Genomic DNA, 18,772 nt, shown 5'->3' on the forward strand with positions numbered 1-18,772 from the left:
CTTTCCAAAATGAACATCCGCAAGCTGCTTGTTGCCAACCGAGGTGAAATTGCCATTCGTGTCATGCGTGCCGCCACCGAGCTAGGCATTACAACAGTAGCGGTGTACACCTACGAAGACCGATACTCGCTGCACCGCTACAAAGCCGACGAAGCCTACCAAATCGGGCGCGACGACGAGCCGCTGAAGCCGTACTTGGACATTGAAGGCCTGATTCGGGTGGCCAAGGAAAACGGCGTAGATGCCATTCACCCCGGCTACGGCTTCCTGAGCGAAAACGCCACCCTGGCCCGCCGTTGTGCCGAGTCCAACATAATCTTCGTCGGCCCCCGCCCCGAGGTAATGGACGCCCTGGGCGACAAAGTGGCCGCCAAAAAAGTGGCCGTGGAGTGTCAGGTGCCCATTATCGAAAGCAGTGTGCAGGACCTCAATGACCTGCCCATTGCGCTGGAGGAAGCGCACCGCATCGGGTATCCCGTGATGCTGAAAGCCGCTTCGGGCGGGGGCGGCCGCGGCATGCGCGTCATCCGCGACGACGAGCAACTGGAGCGGGGCTTTTTCGAGGCCCGCAACGAGGCGCTCAAGGCCTTTGGCGACGATACCGTGTTTCTGGAGAAGTACGTGGAGCGCCCCAAGCACATTGAGGTGCAGCTGGTAGCCGACAACCACGGCGGGCTGGTGCACCTCTACGAGCGGGACTGTTCGGTGCAGCGGCGCTACCAGAAAGTGGTGGAAGTAGCTCCCTCGCTGAACCTGCCCGACCACATGCGCCACCTCTTATACGAGTACGCGCTGCGCCTGGGCCGAGCCGTGAAATACAACAACGTGGGCACCGTGGAATTCCTGGTGAATCCCGAGCAGGACCGGATTTACTTCATTGAGGTGAACCCGCGCATTCAGGTGGAGCACACCGTTACGGAGATGATAACCGGCGTGGACCTCATCAAAACCCAGCTCCACATTGCCGACGGCAAGCGCCTCACCGACCCGGAAATTGGGCTGGGCCCCGACGTGAAGCCCCTCAAAAACGGCTACGCCATCCAGTGCCGCATCACCACCGAAGACCCAACGAGCGACTTCAAGCCCGACTACGGCACCATCACGGCCTACCGGGCGGCCGGCGGCTTCGGTATCCGCCTCGACCAGGGCTCGGTGTACACCGGCGTGAAAGTGTCGCCGTTCTTTGACTCCTTGCTGGTGAAGGTGTCCACCCACGCGCCTACGTTGTTGGAAGCGGCCACCAAAATGGCCCGCACCCTCGACGAGTTTCGGGTGCGCGGGGTGCAAACCAACATCCAGTTCCTGCAAAACATCATTGCGCACCCGGTTTTCAAAAGCGGGGAGGCCAACGTGGACTTCATCAAAGACCACGCGGAGCTGTTCAAATTCAAAACCCGCCAAGACCGCGCCACCAAGGTGCTCAACTTCCTGGGGGAGGTGATTGTGAACGGCAACCCCGATGTGAAAGGCCTAGTGGACAAGAACCGGGAGCTGCGCAAGCCCGACCTGCCCTACTACAACCCCGACGCGCCCCTGCAACCCGGCACCAAAGACAAGCTCACCGAGCTGGGCCCCGAGGGATTTGCCAAGTGGCTGCGCGATGACAAGCAGATTCATTACACCGACACCACCCTGCGCGACTCGCACCAAAGCCTGCTGGCTACCCGCATGCGGACTTCGGATATGATGAAGGTGGCGGCCCGCTACGCCCACCAGCACCCCCAAACCTTCTCGCTGGAGTGCTGGGGCGGCGCAACGTTCGACGTGGCCTTGCGCTTTCTGCACGAAGACCCCTGGGCCCGGCTGGCCAAGCTGCGCGCCGCCATTCCAAATATCCTGCTGCAAATGCTGATTCGGGGGGCCAATGGGGTGGGGTACAAGGCGTACCCCGACAACCTGACCGAGCGGTTTGTGCAGCAGGCCGCCGAAACCGGCATCGACGTGTTCCGCATTTTCGATTCGTTGAACTGGATGCCGGGCATGGAATCGTGCATCAACTTTGTGCGCAACAAAACCGACCGGCTCGCCGAAGCCAGCATCTGCTACACCGGCGACATTCTGGACCCCAAGCGCAACCAGAAATACAACCTGGAGTATTACCTGCGCCTGGCCAAGCAGATTGAAGACGCCGGTGCCCACATCCTGTGCATCAAGGACATGGCCGGGCTGCTGAAGCCTTATGCCGCCACCGAGCTGATTACCGCTCTGCGCGACACCATCAGTCTGCCCATTCATCTGCACACCCACGACACGAGCAGCTTGCAGGCCGCTACCTATTTGAAAGCGGTGGAAGCTGGCGTCGACGTAATTGACGTGGCGTTGGGTAGCTTGTCGGGGCTTACCTCGCAGCCCAACTTCAACTCCGTGGTGGAAATGCTGCGCGGCCAGCCCCGGCACCGCGAGTTCGACCAAGCCTCGCTTAACGAGTTCAGCAACTATTGGGAAACGGTGCGGGAGTACTACTACCCGTTTGAGTCGGGTTTGAAAGCGGGCAACTCCGAGGTATTCCAGCACGAAATTCCGGGCGGGCAGTACAGTAACCTGCGGCCCCAGGCGGCTTCTTTGGGCTTGCTCGATAAGTTCGAAACCATCAAGCACACCTTCGCCGATGTGAATCTGCTGTTCGGCGACATTCCCAAAGTAACGCCGTCCTCGAAAGTGGTGGGGGATATGGCCTTGTTCCTGGTTTCCAACAACCTCACCACGCAGGACGTGCTGGACAAAGGCGCCAGCCTGAACTTCCCCGAATCGGTGCGGGACCTGTTCCGCGGCGACATTGGGCAGCCCGAAGGTGGCTGGCCTGCCGAGGTACAGAAGCTGATTCTCAAAGACGAGCAGCCCTTCACCGACCGGCCCAACGAGCACCTGGCCCCCATCGACTTCGATGCAGAGTGGCGCAAATTCGAGGAGAAATTTGGCCCCAGCGCCAAGTTCACCGATTTGCTGTCGTGGCTGCTCTACCCCAAGGTGTTCGAGCAGTATTGGGCGCATCTGGTGCAGTACGGTGAGGCCGGCATTGTGCCCACCCCCGTGTTCTACTACGGCCTGCAACCCGGCGACGAAACCATCATTGATATTGCCCGGGGCAAAAGCATCATTGTAAGCTTGCAGTCCATTGGCACCGTGAATGAGGACGGCAACCGCACCATCTTCTTCAACCTCAACGGCCAGACCCGCAAAGTGGAAGTGCGCGACCAAAGCGTGGAAGTGAAGCGCGTGCAGAACCAGAAAGCCGATAAAGTAAACCCCAAGCAAGTAGGTGCGCCGCTGCAAGGCTTGCTCTCGAAAGTGCTGGTAAAGGACGGCGAAGCCGTGAAACGCAACGCGCCGCTTTTCATCATCGAAGCCATGAAGATGGAAACCACCATCACCGCCCCCGACGATACCACCGTGCAAAGCCTGCACCTACCCGAAGGCACCCTCGTCAACGCCGACGATTTGGTGCTCACGCTGGGGTAGAAACTGGTAACGAAGAGTTTTACTGCCTATTTTGTATGCATAGCTTGGTGGGTACCCTCTTTTGAATGGCGCCTGACCAACTATCTGCCTAATAAACTCAACAACATCATGACTTTACGCGCACTTGCTGTTGCTATTTTGGTTCTGTCGGTGCGAAATGCAAATGGGCAGCAACCCGCTATTTCTCAGACGGGTATGGCAGCTCAATCTAATCTTGATGCGTTGGTAGCAGGCTCGCCTACTGTAGTTCCGCGGGGTGGATCTGAAGGGGTAATAGGCTCACCATACGTTGATAACCGTTGGCTGCCTGCTTATATCACGCTGTCCAACAAGGTGCCTTTAGCGCCGATACCACTTAAATACGACGTATTGAACCGGCGTCTGCTGATGCGCCCGATTACCCGGCCGAATGATTCGCTGCAATTAGACGATCAACGCGTCGTTCGGTTTGAACTGGAAGAGCCTAACACTGGCTTGCAGGGTAAAAAGAGACGCGTTTTTCGTCGTTTCGAGGAGGCCCCCGAACCCAGGCAGCGGGTCAGCTACGTCGAGGTATTGCACGAAGGCCGTTACTCATTGCTGAAGCACTACAATAAGGTACTGCGCAAAGCCAACCCGGGGCCTTACAATGTCGAAGTACGCTACGATGAACTGGAAGATAAAAATACGTACTACCTACGCTCACCTGATGCCACTGTAATGCCTATTAAGCTGAATAATAAGGCTCTACAGGCGGCAGCACCCGGATTAGCTAAAGCACTAAAAGAGTCGGCAGCAGCTAAAACAGCTAAAACCGACGCGGAGTGGGTGGCCGTGCTTGAAGCTATTGATTCTAAATAGAACCAGCCAGCAGCTGGAACAAGCAAATAGCCCCACCTGAGGTGTGTCAGATGCAACAAGCAGACACTTCAGGTGGGGCTATTTATTTTAGCTTGGCAACTAGCTGGCAATAAGTTAGCCGACTCGTTACGCTGGGGTTTCACCGCAAGTACACGGCATGAAATACAGCTGAAGGCTGCGCCATAGCGTCACCGAATAACCGCAGCGTGTCGCCACTGATTTGGTAGGTGCGCGCAGATTGGAGCGCACTCATAAAGCCAGATTCAGTTTGCAGGTCGGGGCAGGCCATTTTGGTGGACATCAGTGGCCCAAATTTCAGCTGCCCCTCTGCGGGTTGCTCGAACGTGCCGCGAAACCGGTTGCAGCCGCCGTTGCCTTCAGCTTGTTGCTCGCCGGTGCGCAACAGCAGATATGCTTCTCCACTACCAGGCACTGCCACAGGCTGGCTGTTCAGAGTCCGTAGTACCCAGCGGGTATTGCGTAGTGGGGCGGTTGGCGTGGTTGGTGCTTGAGCGGCTGTTTCTGTGGTAGCCGGAGCGGTAGTCTGGCAGGCCGCTAACAGCAGCGGCAGCAAACTAAGGGCGTTGCGGAAAGACAAAAGCATAATGGAAATGGAAAAATTTCAAGGAAAAATGCGAAGAGGCAACTGTCGAGATGTACTGAACGGGCTGTAAAAGGTTTATTTTGTGTTATGCGTACTGTATTCCTCTCCTTCTCACTGGTTTTTTTAGTTGCATCTCAGCTTCAAGCTCAACGCAAACCTTCTACCACCGCCCCCGATCCTGGCGTTTCGGCCGTGACGGTGGGGCGGGTAGTGCGGGCGCTGGCTGCCGACGACATGCAGGGCCGAGCAACTGGTAAACCCAGCGGCGACCGAGCCGCTCAGTTTCTGGCTGCCGAGTTCAAGCGCATCGGCTTAAAAACCATGCCAGGCCTAACCAGCTACGAGCAGACGTTCCCGGCCTACGAGTCGAGCGTCACTTCGTTTTCGGTAACACTTAACAATACGCCGGTAGCCAAAGACAAAGCGCTACTGCTTTCCACCCAGCCAAGCCTGAATTGGACCAGTGCCAATGTGCCCGCAACGCGTGTAGTAGTAATAGGAGCGCAAGACAACCCGCAGCAGTACCTGCGCGACATTGTTAGACCACGCGAGAACCTACTGGTGCTGCTTGATACCGCGCATACCGTCATATTCAAGCGTCTGGCCGACCGCCTTAGCCACAGTAGCTTGCGCACGGAAGAGCCCAGCAGTAGTTCCTTCTCTAGTGTGGTAGTGCTGACTGCGGGCTCGGTTACCAGCAAAGTGCCTTTCAAAGTGGCCGCTACTAATACGGCCCGCACCCTCACGCTACGCAACGTAGTAGGAGTATTGCCCGGCAAAGATGCAGCCCGCAAAGCCGAGCAGGTTGTCTTTTCCGCGCACTATGACCACCTTGGCGCGCTGCCCCCCATTGCCGGCGACTCTATTGCCAATGGCGCCGACGATGACGCCAGCGGCACTACTGCCGTGGTGGCGCTAGCTGAGTATTTCAAAAAGAAAAACGACAACGCCCGCACATTGGTGTTTGTAGCTTTCACCGCCGAAGAAATAGGCGGTTTCGGCTCACAGTATTTTTCCAAACAGCTCGATCCAGCCAAGATTGTGGCCATGTTCAACATCGAAATGATTGGCAAGCTTGCTCAGTTCGGACCGAACACGGCATTTATTACGGGCTTCGAGCGGTCGGATTTTGGCCCGCTGCTTCAGGCGAATCTCAAAGACACGCCATTTCGCTTCGAGCCGGATCCGTACCCCGCCCAAAACCTGTTCTACCGCTCCGACAACGCCACCCTGGCCCGTTTGGGAGTGCCCGCGCATAGCATCAGCACCGACCAGATTCCGACCGACAAGCTCTATCATTCCGTCGATGACGAGGTGGAAAGCCTGAATCTACCCAACATGACGGCCGTAATAACGGCCATTGCCCGCAGTGCTAGCGGCATCATATCGGGCCAGCAAACACCTACTCGTATTGCGCCCGAAACACCTGCTAAGCAGAAGCCTTAAGCTTTTAGGACTGCAAGCAAGCAGTGCTATGGTAAACTAAGCTGCGGACGGGGATTGAAAACCGGCGTTGGGCGGGGTGGCAACCATTATCGACTGTCCGGCGGCTGGCAGCGTCACCCAAACCATGGCTCCCCCTTCCGGCCCGGCGCCCATACCTAGCGTGCCGCCGTGGCACTCGGCAAATGTTCGGCACAGCTGCAAACCCAGGCCGGTGCCTTGGGTAGGACGGCCCGAATCGGTGGCGCGTAGCTGCCCGGCTTCTGGCTGCAACACCTGCTTCAGTTTGTCGACGGGCATACCCGGGCCAGTGTCCGTCACCGAAATACAGATTTGGGTTGGGTCGGTGGTATCCGGGGTGGCCTGCAACCGGATGGTACCCCCGTTCGGGGTGAACTTGAGGGCGTTGCTTACAAGGTTGCGCAAAATAGTGCGCACCATGTTGGGGTCGGCGTACAGGGCCAGGTGCGACGGTGCCTCGTATTGCAAGCTGATTTGGTTGGAGTGCGCGGTGGTTTGAAACAACTCGTAGCACTCCGAAAGCAATTCCCGAACAGATACCCGTTCGGGGTGGCAGCTCAGCTCACCGGTTTCACTTACGGCCCAGTTCAGCAGGTTATCGAGCAGGCCATTGAGGCTTTGGGCCGATTCTCGCACCAACTCCGGCAAGTGGCGTAAGCCTTCTTGGTCGTTGGTGCGTTGGTAGAACTGAATCAGCTCTGTGACGCCGGTAAAGGCCATAACCGGTCCGCGGAGGTCGTGCGCAATGATGGCGTAGAGGCGCGCCTTGGAGTCTGCTAGTTGGTGTAGTTGCTGCGCGGCGCTTTCCAAGGCCACGTTCTTGTCGGCTACCAGTTGGTGTTGCGCCGCTAGTTCTTTGCGGCCCCGCAATAGTTGGCCGTATAGTACACCACCAACCACTATCAGCAACAGCAAACCGCCCACGGCCACCGCCAACAGCCGCACTCGGTCCGCGTCCCGGTCGGCGTGGAGCTGCGTCACGTTTTGGCGGTGCGTAAGCAGCCGGATGCGGTTTTCCTGGTCTTGAGTGTTGAACCGGCTTTGCAGCGCGGCCATGGCGCGAGTGTTTACATCCGTTACCAAACTGTCGCGCAGTTGCTGAAAGCGTTGCTGCATAGCGTAGGCCTGCTTGTATTCGCCCAGCATTGCGTAAGTAGCGGCAAGCTGCTGATAAGCATTCTGAGTGCGCTCCGACGAGCCAACGTGCTTGGCGTAGCGCATACCAAGTTGGGCCGCTTCTAAGCCAGGAAGCAAGCTTTTCTGAGCTACCATAACCTCCGACAGCGTTGTGTATGCACCGGAAAGACCGTATTCGTCACCTAAAACCCGGTAGAGGAGCAGCGCGTCCAGTAGGTTTTCCTGGGCAGAATCGGGTAGCTGCTGCTGAGACTGGACCGTGCCAAGGGTGAAGAGGCTGTTGGCTTGGCCGGGAAGATTATCGAGGGAGGTGTAAAGGCGTAATGCCCGCCGAATGTACGTGTTGGCGTGGGCGGGCTGGTTTTGTTTGGAAGCCAGATCGGCAAGGTTGCTCAGAAACAGGGCTTGGTCTGCCGCGTCGTGGCGCTTTTCGGCTAGGTGCAGTGCCTTTTGGTAGAACGTGGCCGCCGTAGAGAAATTCTGGTGCAGGTTGTGGCAATTGGCAATGCCATTGTAGGCATGCGCCATCGACTTATGGTCATTCAGCGACTGGAAAATCCGCAGAGCAGCCATGTGCTTGCTCAGGGCTTCATCGGCACTGCCTGCCAGTGCGAGGCAGGTGCCCAAATTGTTGATACAAAGTGCTTCTCCGGCTGGGTAATGAAGCCGGCGGGCAAGCGTAATTCCTTGTTCGGCGTAGCGGCGCGCCTGCGGCAAATTCGAGCGGCTCAAATTCCAGCATAAGGCCCCCAGCAACGATACGCGCAAGGTGTCACTGGAAGAGGTACGAGCCAACCGCTTTTGTAGGCTATCAATAACCGCAGGGTCAGCGCTTTGCCCTACAGTACTTGAAATTACTAAGCCGCACAGAACCCAAATGAGTAAAAATGTTTTCACAATAGCTTATCAAACCCTACTTACTGACTTTCACTCAAATCTACATATAAGTCTATACAATTGAAGCTTTACGTAAAATCACTTATATTATAATAGTTATGTTAAATTGAAATAATTATAATAATTAACTGATGATCATGAGCAAAGTATATTTTAGCTTATTATAGGATAATGGCACTTTGGATACTGGTAGTTGAAAAATGGGTTATCAAGTTATTTTTTCATCAAAAATCAATTATAACCATACAGAGTCGTGTCAGGCAAGACACTCCACATCTTATAATTGTAGCTATGCTTGAAGTAAGAAATAGGAATGATTACATAAGGGTCGACTCATTATTCTGAGCATAAACATTCCTTTTGCAAGAAACAATAGTGAAAATTATTCCTGTTGATTTTTGATTCGCAACACGTAATTATTCAACTATATGCTTGGCGGAATGAACGCCAACAAATTGGCATATGGTACAGCGTAAGCTGGCAATACAGGTGCTTGAATTTGGGCCTGGTGAGTAGTAGTAGCAGGAACACAGTGCTAAATAAGAGAGCGTTCTGGTACTGCCAGAGGTGTATCTTAGCTGCATCTGCTCCTTTTCACTGCTGCTCCTATGAACTTATTCCGTTTTCTGCTCTTGCTGCTGCTAAATTCCACCGTAGCGTTTGCGGCCAAAGTCGATACCCTGGCTATTCCTAGCGCGGCCATGCAGCGCACGTACAAGGCGGCGGTAGCAGTGCCGGCCAGCTACATCAAAAACAAGAAAGCCCGCTACCCAGTGTTGTATCTGCTGCATGGCGCTTACGGCCACTTCGCCGACTGGAGCCGTAGCACGCCCGATAAAACCCTCATCCACCGCCTCGCCGACCAGTACAATCTCATTATCGTTATGCCTGAAGGCGAGACGTTTAGCTTCTATCTCGATTCGCCGGTAAACAAGGCCAGCCAGTTTGAAACGTACATTACCAAGGAAGTTATCGAGAAAATAGACCAGACCTACCGCACCGTAGCCCGCAAGGAAGGCCGGGTTATTTCAGGCCTCTCAATGGGCGGGCATGGGGCTTTGTACCTCTCGGGGCGGCACCCGGAGCTGTTTGCGGCGGCCGGTAGCATGAGCGGCGCCCTGGATATTTCAGTTTCCAACCGCCGCCTAAACCCCGAAGAGGACAAGAACCGCCGTGCTCTGTTCGAACCTATTCTGGGACCCGAAGGCCCACACCCCAACCTGTACGACGCCAACTCGGTGGTTGGTATGACCGATAAGCTCTACACCAACGGCCTGCCCCTCATCATCGACTGCGGCGTGGATGACTTCCTCATCGAAATCAACCGCGAAGTGCACCGCCGCCTTATCTACAACCACACGCCCCACGACTACACCGAACGGCCCGGCGCCCACACGTGGGAGTACTGGCAAAACGCGCTGCCTTACCACGTGCAGTTCTTTCAGCAGGTGTTGGAAAAGGGTGGGGTAGCGGTGAAATAAGCAGACGTCTGTCATTCCGAGCGGAGCGAGGAATCTGGGTTATCTACTGATGGTAACCCAGATTCCTCGCTCCGCTCGGAATGACAACCACAAAGCAAAAGGCCCGGTCATTGACCGGGCCTTTTGCTTTGTGGTTAATGCACTAGCACCGCCTGCTCATGCCGCTCGGCGTGCAGCGCTGGGTCGTCGCCGTAGTGAGTGTGCTCGGCGCGGTAGGCTTTTTCGAAAATCAGGGGGAAGATAAACAGGGTGAGAATGGTGCCGGTGATGAGGCCACCAATTACCACAATAGCCAGTGGCTTAGAGGTTTCGGAGCCAATGCCAGTGCTGAGGGCGGCGGGCAGCAGGCCGATGGTAGCCATGAGGGCCGTCATCACCACGGGGCGGACCCGGCTGGTTACGCCGTCGTGGATGCTGCTGTCGAGGCTCATCTTGCGCACCATGTTCTGCTTGAACACCGATATCAGAATTACGCCGTTCTGGATGCAGATACCGAACAGGGCAATGAACCCGATGCCGGCCGAAATGCTGAAGTTGGTGTGCGTGAGGAGCAGGGCCGCAATGCCGCCGATGATGGCAAACGGCACGTTCAGCAGCACTAGTCCGGCGTCCTTGAGGTTACCGAACAAAATGAACAGGATGAAGAAAATCAGCCCCAGTGACACGGGGACTACCTGCGTGAGGCGCTGGGTGGCACGGCGCTGGTTTTCGAAGTCACCGGTCCACTTCATGGTGTAGCCTTTGGGCAGGCTTACCACGGCGTTTACCTTTTTCTGGGCCTCCTCAATCGTGCTGCCCATGTCGCGGCCGCGGATGCTGAACTTCACGGCGGCGAAGCGCTGATTATCGTCGCGGTAGATGAGGGAGGGGCCGTTTACGTCGCCGATGGTGGCAATTTCGGAGAGGGGAATGGTAGTACCGTTTTGGGTGGGCACCATGAGGGCCGCAATTTCCTGGGGCGTCTGGCGGAACTGTTCCTGATAGCGCACCCGGATGGGGAATTTCCGCTCGCCCTCGTACATCTGCGAGGCCTGCTTGCCGCCCACGGCCATTTCCAGCACCGCGTTGGCGTCGGCTTTGCTTACGCCGTATTGGGCCATGCGCTGCTCATCCAGGTCCACGTGCAGCTCGGGCTGGCCGATATTGCGCAACACGCCCAAATCATCAATGCCCTTGATGTTCCTGAGGATGCCGTACACCTGGCGGCCTTTTTCCTCCATCAGCTTGAGGTCGGTGCCGTAGATTTTCACCGCAATGGAGCCTTTCACGCCCGAAGCGGCTTCCTCCACGTTGTCGGTGATGGGCTGGGAGAAGTTGAAATCCACGCCAGGGAAGCGGTTCAGCTTCTCCTTCATGTGCTCAATCAGGGCTTCGCGCTTGTCTTTGTGCTTCATTTCGGCCTCCACCTCGGGCGTGTGCTTGAGCTGCACCAGAAACTCGTTGTTGTAGAAGCCGGTGGGGTCGGTGCCGTCGTTGGGGCGGCCGGTCTGGCTCACCACGTCGCCTACTTCGGGGAAGCTCAGGAACACCCGGCGCATCTCGTTGCAGAGCTTGTTCGATTCATCCAGCGAAATGCTCAGCGGCAGCTGGGCCCGCACGTAGATGGAGCCTTCGTTCAGCTCGGGCAGGAACTCGGAACCCAGGAAGTGGAAGGCGCCCATGCCCAGCACCACGGCCACGGTGGCAACCAGCAAGCTGGCGGTTTTGCGGGCGTAGGTGAAGGAAAAGAACCGCTGCGCGCCCTTATTGATGCCGCGCACGAAGAAGTTGTCCTTCTCCACCACGTTCTTCTTGAGCAGAATAGAGGTGAGCACCGGCACCAGCGTGAGCGTGAAGATGAGCGCACCGAGCAGAGCAAAACCCAGCGTCCAGGCCAGCGGACTGAACACCTTGCCTTCCACTTTCTCGAAAGAGAAGATGGGCAGCAACGCCGTGATAATGATGGCCTTGGAGAAGAAAATAGCCTTGCCCATGTCGCGGCCGGTTTTCTTGATGAGGCCGAGCTTGGCAACTTTGTTGAACCGCTCCATGCCCATTTTGTGGGCCTTGTGGTCGAGGGCCACAAAGAGCCCTTCCACCATCACCACGGCCCCATCAATAATAATCCCGAAGTCGATGGCACCCATACTCAGCAGGTTGGCCGACATGCCCTTGAGCCGCAAGCAAATGAAGGCAAACAGCAAGGCCAGCGGGATAATCACGCTCACCACCACCGTCGTGCGCCAGTCGGCCATGAACACGAACACAATCACCGTCACCAACACAATGCCTTCCAGCAGGTTGTGAATCACGGTTTCGGTGGAGAAGTCGATGAGCTGCTGCCGGTCGTAGAAGGTTTTGATTTTCACGTCCGAAGGCAGAATCTTGTCGTTGAGGTCGGCCACTTTGTCTTTGAGGCGGGCAATGACTTCGGAGGGGTTTTCGCCCTTGCGCATCACCACAATGCCTTCCAGCACGTCGTCGTTCAGGCCGCGGCCCACCCGGCCCAGCCGTGGCAGCGCCGACTCGTGCACAATAGCCACGTCCTTCACCAGAATGGGCGCCCCGTTCACGTTCTTGATGACCGTGTTGTTGATGTCGTTGATGTTGTTGAGCAGGCCGATGCCGCGCACCACGTAGTTCTGCTGGCCCTCGTTTATCACGTCGCCGCCCACGTTGATGTTGCTGCGCTGGATGGCGTTGTAGAGGTCGAGGGGCGTGAGGCCGAGGTCCTGGAGCTTGCCGGGGTTCACCGAAATTTCGTAGTCCTTCACCTCGCCGCCGAAGCTGTTCACGTCGGCCACGCCGGGCACGGCTTTCAGGTTGCGCTCCACCACCCAATCCTGCAAGGTTTTCAACTCGCGGGTGGTCTTTTCCTTGCTTTGCAGGGTGTAGCGGAAGATTTCGCCGGTGGGGCCGTAGGGCGGCTGCACGTCGGGGTCGGCGCCTTCGGGCAGGTCAGCCTGGCTGAGCAGGTTGTTCACCTGCACGCGGGCAAAGGCATCGTCCACACCATCATCAAAAATCACCTTCACCACCGACAGACCAAACAGGGTGGTGCTGCGGATGCTGGTTTTCTTCTGCACCGGGTTCAGCGCAATTTCGATGGGCGCCGTCACGAACTTCTCAATCTCCTCGGCCGAGCGGCCGGGCCATTGCGTGATGATGGTAATTTCGGTGTTCGTAACGTCCGGGAAGGCCTCAATTGGCGTGTTCCGGTAGCTGATAACCCCGGCCACCACGACGGCAAACGTCATCAGGAATACGAACCCCCGGTTTTTGAGCGAAAAGGCAATAATGCCCTGGATGAATTTGTTCATGGTAAGTCGGTGCTGACTTGATATTGGATGTCATGCAGAGGCGTAGCCGAAGCGTCTCGCGTGCTGACGTTTGTAGAAGGCACTGTCATGCTGAGCTTTTCGAAGTACCTCTGGCTACTCACTAAGCATTGCAACGAAGCGGTAGAGATGCTTCGACAAGCTCAGCATGACAGTTAGCTTCGGGCGAGATGCTTCGGCTGCGCCTCTGCATGACGTTCTATTAGTCATTCAGCTCGTCGTAGACCAGGAGCTGGTTTTGGGCGATGATGTGCTCCCCGTTTTTAAGGCCGGTTTGCACGTAGCTCACGTCGCCGACGGTTTTGGCGATTTTGACCTCGCGGGTTTCCACGTGGTGCCGGTCCTTGAACACCATCACGAAGTTGCGGTCCTTGTCGAAGACCACGCACTGGGCGGGCACGGCCAGCATCTGCTGGTTTTCGGTGTTGAGCACCTTCACCTGGGCGTACATTTCGGGCTTGAGCAGGTAGCCGGGGTTGTTGAGCTTCACGCGCACTTTCATCACCTTGGAATCGGGGTCCAGCACGTTGAACACCTTATCGATGCGGCCGGTGAAGTGCTTGTCGGGGTAGGAGAGGGTCGTCACGTCGGCGGCGTAGCCTTCCTTCACCTTGCTGATGTCCGACTCGAACACGTTGGCCATAATCCACACGTCGTCGAGGTTGCTTACCGTGAACAGGTTGCCCACGTTGTCGGCGTTGAACTGCATGTGGTCGGTCACGTTCTTTTCGGTGATGAAGCCCGAAATGGGAGCCCGCAGCGTGTAAGTGCCGTCAGCCGACACGCCGTACACGCCCAACTGTTTGCGGCTTTTGCCCACGTTGCTCTGGGCCTTGCGCAGCTCCTGGCGGGCCAGGCTTACGTCGCGCTCCGAGGCCAGGCCGGCCTTATACTGGTCTTCCAGCACCGAGAGGTTTTTGCGGGCAATGTCGAGGTCGGTGCCGGCGGTGCTGCTCTGGTTCTGGAGGTCGGCAATTTCGCCGCTCTTGATGACGGCCAGCACCTGGCCCTTGGTTACATGGTCGCCCAGCTCCACCGAAAGCTGCTCGACCACGCCGCCCACGAGCGGGTACACTTTCACGGTTTTGTCGCCGTCGGTGGCAATCTGGCCCGAGAGGCTTAGCTCGTCGCGCACCGGCTCCCGGCGCACGGTGTCAATCTTCAGTTCCCGCAGCATCTGATCCGACATCGAGAAGCCGGCTTCGGCCTTCTGCGGTGCGTTCGTTTCTTCGGATTTCGAGCAGCTCGCCAGTCCCAGGGCAAGCGGAAGGGCCAACGAGGTGGCCAGGGTGGCAAAGCGTTTCATCTTATTTTAGTGCTTAGTTGGTAGTGCTTGGTGCTTAGCTGGTTGTGGCTGGTTTTGCTAGATACTTCGTGTCTGTTGTTTGGCCGAACAGCCTAAGCACGAAGCACTGCGCACCAGGCACTAATTGAAAATGGGGCGGCCCACGGCGTAGTTGAGTTGTTCGAAGGCACGCACCCGGTTGGCGCGCAGGTTGTTGAGCTGCACCAGGTTGTTCTTGTAGCTCTCGTAGAAATCCAGGAACTCCACAATGGTGAGGTTGCGCTTGGCGTAGCTCTCATCAATGCCTTTCATGAGGCGGTCGAAGTCCGAGGTTTCGCGGGCGGTGCCTTGGTAGAGCTGGTCGTTTTGGCGGGCCAGGCGCCAGGCTTCCTGCACGTCGTTCTGCACTTGCAGCTGCTGCTGGCTGAGCTGCGCCTTGCTGACCTCAATCTGGTTTTGCGCGGTGCGGATGTTGCCCTGGTTGCGGTTGAAGATGGGCACGGCCACGCCCAGCGTGAGGGCGTTGTAATTCTGGATGTAGTTGCCGGCCCGGTCGTACACGTAGCCCACGGCCAGGTCAGGCGTGGCCAGGGCGCGTTGCAGGCGCAGGTTCTGGGTTTGCTGCTGCACGGCGGCCTGGCGGGCTTTCAGGTCGGCGCGGTTCACCTGCGCCGAGTCGATGAGCTGCGCTTCGGTGCGGTCAGCTAAGCTGAGGGCCCGGAGGCGGTTGCCGTCGGCGGTGGGAACGTAGTAGGCGCCGCTGGTGTCGCGCATCAGCGTGCGGAGGTCGGCTTGCTCAGTGGCAATGTCGTTGAGCAAAGCCTGCCGCTCATTGCGAAGTTGAAACAGGAAGGCTTTCAGCCGAATCACCTCTTTCAGGGCAATATTTCCTTTCTCGTACTGGCCCTGGTACAGGCTTACGGTGCGCTGAAAGCTGGCCACTTCCTTGTCGTACACGCCCACGCTCTGCTGCTTGTAGTACAGGTCGTAGAAGGTGCTGCGGAGCTGGTAGCGCAGGGTGCGCAGCAAATCCTGGAAGGTGAATTGCTCCACCAAGGTGTTCTGCTGGGCCACGTTGGCAGCGGCTTTGCGGCGGCCGGCCAGGGCAAACAGCTGCTGCACCTGCACAATGGAGTTGCCGGTTTTGGTTACGTCGAGCACCTTGCGCGTCTGCGGGTTATAGGTGTTCTGCTCGATGGAAATGGTAGGGTTGTCCCAGAGCCGGGCCTGCAAAATCTGAGCCTCCGCCGCCGACACATTGTAGCGCTGGGCGAGCAGCAGTAGGTTGTTTTGTACAAACTGCTGCTCGGCCTGGGGTAGCGTGAGCGTCAGGGTGTCGCCGGCAAGCGGCGCGGCAGTAGCGTGGGTGCTGAAGTGCAGCAGCAGGGCCAACGGTAGCAGGAAAAAGAGGCGTTGCATATCCGGATTCGGTGTTGAGATATGCAAGAGTACGCCCCCCGTATTAGGGGCGAATTAGAGGTAAATTAGAAACGGATTAGAACGAAATATTTTTTTCAGAAAGGCCATTCTTTCCACTGGAAAGGCTTTTTCAACATCACCAACAGGCAAAGAAATTGCCGCCGAAGACGGCGCCAGCAACTCCCGCTCGGCCGTAGCCATGGCGTGCCGAACCCAGTGCCGGGAGGTGCGGGGGCTAATCATTGAGCTCCTTGTAATACAGCAACGCATTGCGGGTTACCACCTGTTCGCCGGGCGCCAGGCCGCTGCTCACGTAGCTCACGCCCTGGCCGGCGTGTTGCACGGCCACCGGGCGGGTTTCCACGGCGTTGTTTTTCACTACCAGTGCGTAGCGGCGGCCGTTGGCAAACACCAAACTCGCCGAAGGCACCGCCGGCAGTTGCGTAGTACTGGTTTGGGTGAGGTGGATGCGCGCAAACATGCCGGGCTTGAGAAGGTGGTCGGGGTTGGCGAGCCGCACCCGGACCTGGAGGGTTTTTCGTTCCGGGTCCAACACGTTGAACACCTTATCCACGCGGCCCGCAAACTGCCGGTCGGGGTAGCTCAGGGTGTGCACTTCCACCGGCAGGCCCGCCTGCACCTTCTCAATGTCCGACTGAAACACATCCGCCAGCACCCACACTTCATCCAGGTTGGCTACCGTGAACAGGCTGCCCACCTGGCCAGGGTCGAACTGCTGCCCTTCCGTGAGGTGCTTTTCAATGACGGTGCCGGCCTGGGGGGCGCGCAGGGTGTAGTGGTCGGGGGCGGTGCCGTACACGTCGGTTTGCTTGCGGAGGCGGGTAACTTCGGCCTGGGCTTTTTGCAGGGCGGCGCGGGCCATGCTCAAATCCTGGTCGGAGGCCATACCGTCGGCGTGCATTTCACTAATGGCCTCCAGTTGCACGCGGGCCGTGCCCAGGTTTACGGTGGCTTCGGTGCGCTGCTGAGCCAGGCCCACTATCTGAGCGCTACGCAAAACGGCCAGCGGCTGCCCCGCCGTTACCACGTCGCCGAGGGCTACGGGCGCTTGCTCTACCACTCCGCCAGCCAAGGTATACACGGGCGTCAGGCGGTCGGCATTGGGCGTTATACGGCCTTCCAGGCGTAGTTCCGTTTGAATGGGGGCGAGCTGCACACTATCGGTTTGCAGCGCGGCCACGGTGGCAGCGGGCAGCAGGCGGGAGTCGGGGTGGGGGAGTTGTTCGGTAGCTTCTTCGGTGCAGCTGCTCAGGCACAGGCTAGTAGGCAGCAGCAGGAGAGAGGAAAAATGAAATAAACGGTTCATAGGCGTAACTGGTAAGATGCAAGCTTACGCCCTCGGTATTAGCCCCGGGTTAGAGGTAGATTAGAAACCGATTAGAAAGTGAAGTTTCTGTGAATTTTAGAACACAAACGCCCGTAAACAGCTAGAAAACCACCTCGGCCAAGGTACCCGCGCCCAGTTGGGAGCTGATGCGCAACTCGCCGCCGTGCAGCTGCACAATTTTGCGGGCCAGCGGCAGCCCCACGCCATGCCCCGTAACGGCGCGGGCATTATCGGCCCGGAAAAACGGCTGGAAAATCTGAGGTAGCTCCTTGTCCCCAATGCCGATGCCGTGGTCCTGCACCCGAATCTGCCGCTGCCCGCGCTGGTAATTGAACTGCACTTCCACCAGCTGATTGTCAGGTGAATACTTCAGCGCGTTGTCAAGCAAATTCACCAGCGCCCGGGTCAGGAGCTGGCGGTTGCCCTTGATTTCCAACTGCTCGGCATCTTCAGGTAAGGTGCCCAGCGTGATGTGCACCCGGGGGCGCTGGTCGGGTGCCACTGCCTCCCGTACCTCCCACAGCAACTCGTCCAGCCGAATATCCTCGGTATTGCCAGAAGTGGTTTGGGTTAAATCCAGCAGGTTGTTGATGAGCTGCTTGAGTTGCTGCAACTCGTGCAGCACCGAGGCCACTCCTTCCCGGTACGCGGCCGGGTCCCGGTCCCGGTTCAGCAGCACCTGCAACTCCCCAATAGTAGCCGTGAGTGGCGTACGGAGCTCGTGCGAGGCATTGCTGACGAAGGTGCGCTGGGTTTCGAAGCCGTCTTCCAGCCGTTCCAGCATGCGGTTGAAGGTGCGGGCTAGGCGGCGTATTTCGTCTTGCTCGTGGCTGATGCCTTCGTTCACGCGCAAGTGCAAGTCCTGCGTAGTAATGCGGTCCACCTGGTCATTGACGGCGGCAATGGGCGCCAGGGCCTTGCCCGCAAACACCCGGCCGGCTACGTATATCACCACCAGGCTCACCACAAAAATGCCCGCCAGAATCATGGTGAGGTGCTCCAACCGGGCGGCACCGGAGTGGTTTTGGGCGGCGGCCACAATGATAAACTGGCCCTGGTTGTCGCTATAAAACAGCCCCACCGCCTGCCGCGGCCCCAAGTCGAAGTACACCAGCTTTTCGGCTACGATGCGGGTGAGTATGCTCTCCGGAATCTGAATTCGTTGGTCTTCCTCAATAAAGCGCGGCTCCAGCTTGCTGTCATAAATCTGAAGAACCTCGCCGGTAAGCGTGCGGAGGTAGCGCCGCTGAAATTCCCGAAACGCCTCGGCCCGCAGCTCGTCCTGTTCCAGAAACACGTAGCCCGTCACCTCGGCCCGGTCGCGCAGGCGCTGGTGAAACTCCTCGTGCGTGTAATCGGCTTGCAGGATGTAAATGGTAGTCATCACCGCCAGCAGCAGCACGGCCACCAACCCCGTAAACAGCCACGTCAGCCGGTTCCGAATCGTCATAATTTCAGTTGTTAGTTATGAGTTGTCAGTTGTCGGTTGATACTGGTAACTCGCAACTGACAACCGGCAAC

Annotated in this window: 11 protein-coding genes; 4 read left to right on the plus strand and 7 right to left on the minus strand. The window is 57.6% G+C overall.

Going from position 1 to position 18,772, the window contains the following annotated elements:
- Nucleotides 1-9: 9 nt before the first annotated feature.
- Nucleotides 10-3,459 carry a pyruvate carboxylase gene (locus J0X19_RS01175; protein ID WP_206980051.1) on the plus strand — a complete coding sequence of 1,150 codons (3,450 nt, stop codon included), beginning with the start codon at nucleotides 10-12 and terminating at the stop codon, nucleotides 3,457-3,459.
- Between the two features lie 108 nt (nucleotides 3,460-3,567).
- The gene (locus J0X19_RS01180) at nucleotides 3,568-4,299 is read left to right on the plus strand and encodes a hypothetical protein (protein ID WP_206980052.1); all 732 of its coding nucleotides are present in this window, start codon (nucleotides 3,568-3,570) and stop codon (nucleotides 4,297-4,299) included.
- Nucleotides 4,300-4,438: 139 nt separating this feature from the next.
- On the opposite strand, the gene J0X19_RS01185 is transcribed toward J0X19_RS01180, so the two are convergent.
- Nucleotides 4,439-4,903 (minus strand): META domain-containing protein, encoded by a 465-nt coding sequence (locus tag J0X19_RS01185; protein WP_206980053.1) that lies wholly within the window; start codon nucleotides 4,901-4,903, stop codon nucleotides 4,439-4,441.
- A gap of 87 nt (nucleotides 4,904-4,990) precedes the next feature.
- On the opposite strand from J0X19_RS01185, the gene J0X19_RS01190 reads away from it, so the two are divergent.
- On the plus strand, nucleotides 4,991-6,349 hold the full coding sequence (locus J0X19_RS01190; RefSeq protein WP_206980054.1) for a M20/M25/M40 family metallo-hydrolase: 1,359 nt from the start codon (nucleotides 4,991-4,993) through the stop codon (nucleotides 6,347-6,349).
- A 36-nt stretch (nucleotides 6,350-6,385) separates the two neighbouring features.
- Here the strand turns inward: J0X19_RS01190 and J0X19_RS01195 are convergent, their stop codons facing one another.
- Nucleotides 6,386-8,299 (minus strand): ATP-binding protein, encoded by a 1,914-nt coding sequence (locus tag J0X19_RS01195; protein WP_206980055.1) that lies wholly within the window; start codon nucleotides 8,297-8,299, stop codon nucleotides 6,386-6,388.
- Between the two features lie 710 nt (nucleotides 8,300-9,009).
- Between J0X19_RS01195 and J0X19_RS01200 the strand changes: the two genes are divergently transcribed.
- On the plus strand, nucleotides 9,010-9,882 hold the full coding sequence (locus J0X19_RS01200) for an alpha/beta hydrolase (protein WP_206980056.1): 873 nt from the start codon (nucleotides 9,010-9,012) through the stop codon (nucleotides 9,880-9,882).
- 134 nt (nucleotides 9,883-10,016) lie between these two features.
- On the opposite strand, the gene J0X19_RS01205 is transcribed toward J0X19_RS01200, so the two are convergent.
- The 5 genes from J0X19_RS01205 to J0X19_RS01225 form a co-directional block, all read right to left on the minus strand.
- Nucleotides 10,017-13,181 (minus strand): efflux RND transporter permease subunit, encoded by a 3,165-nt coding sequence (locus tag J0X19_RS01205; RefSeq protein ID WP_206980057.1) that lies wholly within the window; start codon nucleotides 13,179-13,181, stop codon nucleotides 10,017-10,019.
- Nucleotides 13,182-13,401: 220 nt separating this feature from the next.
- A complete protein-coding gene (locus J0X19_RS01210) occupies nucleotides 13,402-14,505 on the minus strand; it encodes an efflux RND transporter periplasmic adaptor subunit (RefSeq protein WP_206980058.1) in 1,104 nt (367 codons plus the stop codon).
- 120 nt (nucleotides 14,506-14,625) lie between these two features.
- A complete protein-coding gene (locus J0X19_RS01215) occupies nucleotides 14,626-15,903 on the minus strand; it encodes a TolC family protein (RefSeq protein WP_206980059.1) in 1,278 nt (425 codons plus the stop codon).
- 235 nt (nucleotides 15,904-16,138) lie between these two features.
- Entirely contained in the window at nucleotides 16,139-17,230 is a 1,092-nt protein-coding gene (locus J0X19_RS01220; RefSeq protein WP_206980060.1) for an efflux RND transporter periplasmic adaptor subunit, read from the minus strand.
- A 121-nt stretch (nucleotides 17,231-17,351) separates the two neighbouring features.
- On the minus strand, nucleotides 17,352-18,701 hold the full coding sequence (locus J0X19_RS01225; protein ID WP_206980061.1) for a sensor histidine kinase: 1,350 nt from the start codon (nucleotides 18,699-18,701) through the stop codon (nucleotides 17,352-17,354).
- Nucleotides 18,702-18,772 lie beyond the last annotated feature (71 nt).

This window comes from Hymenobacter telluris, assembly GCF_017313265.1.
Lineage (GTDB): Bacteria > Bacteroidota > Bacteroidia > Cytophagales > Hymenobacteraceae > Hymenobacter > Hymenobacter telluris.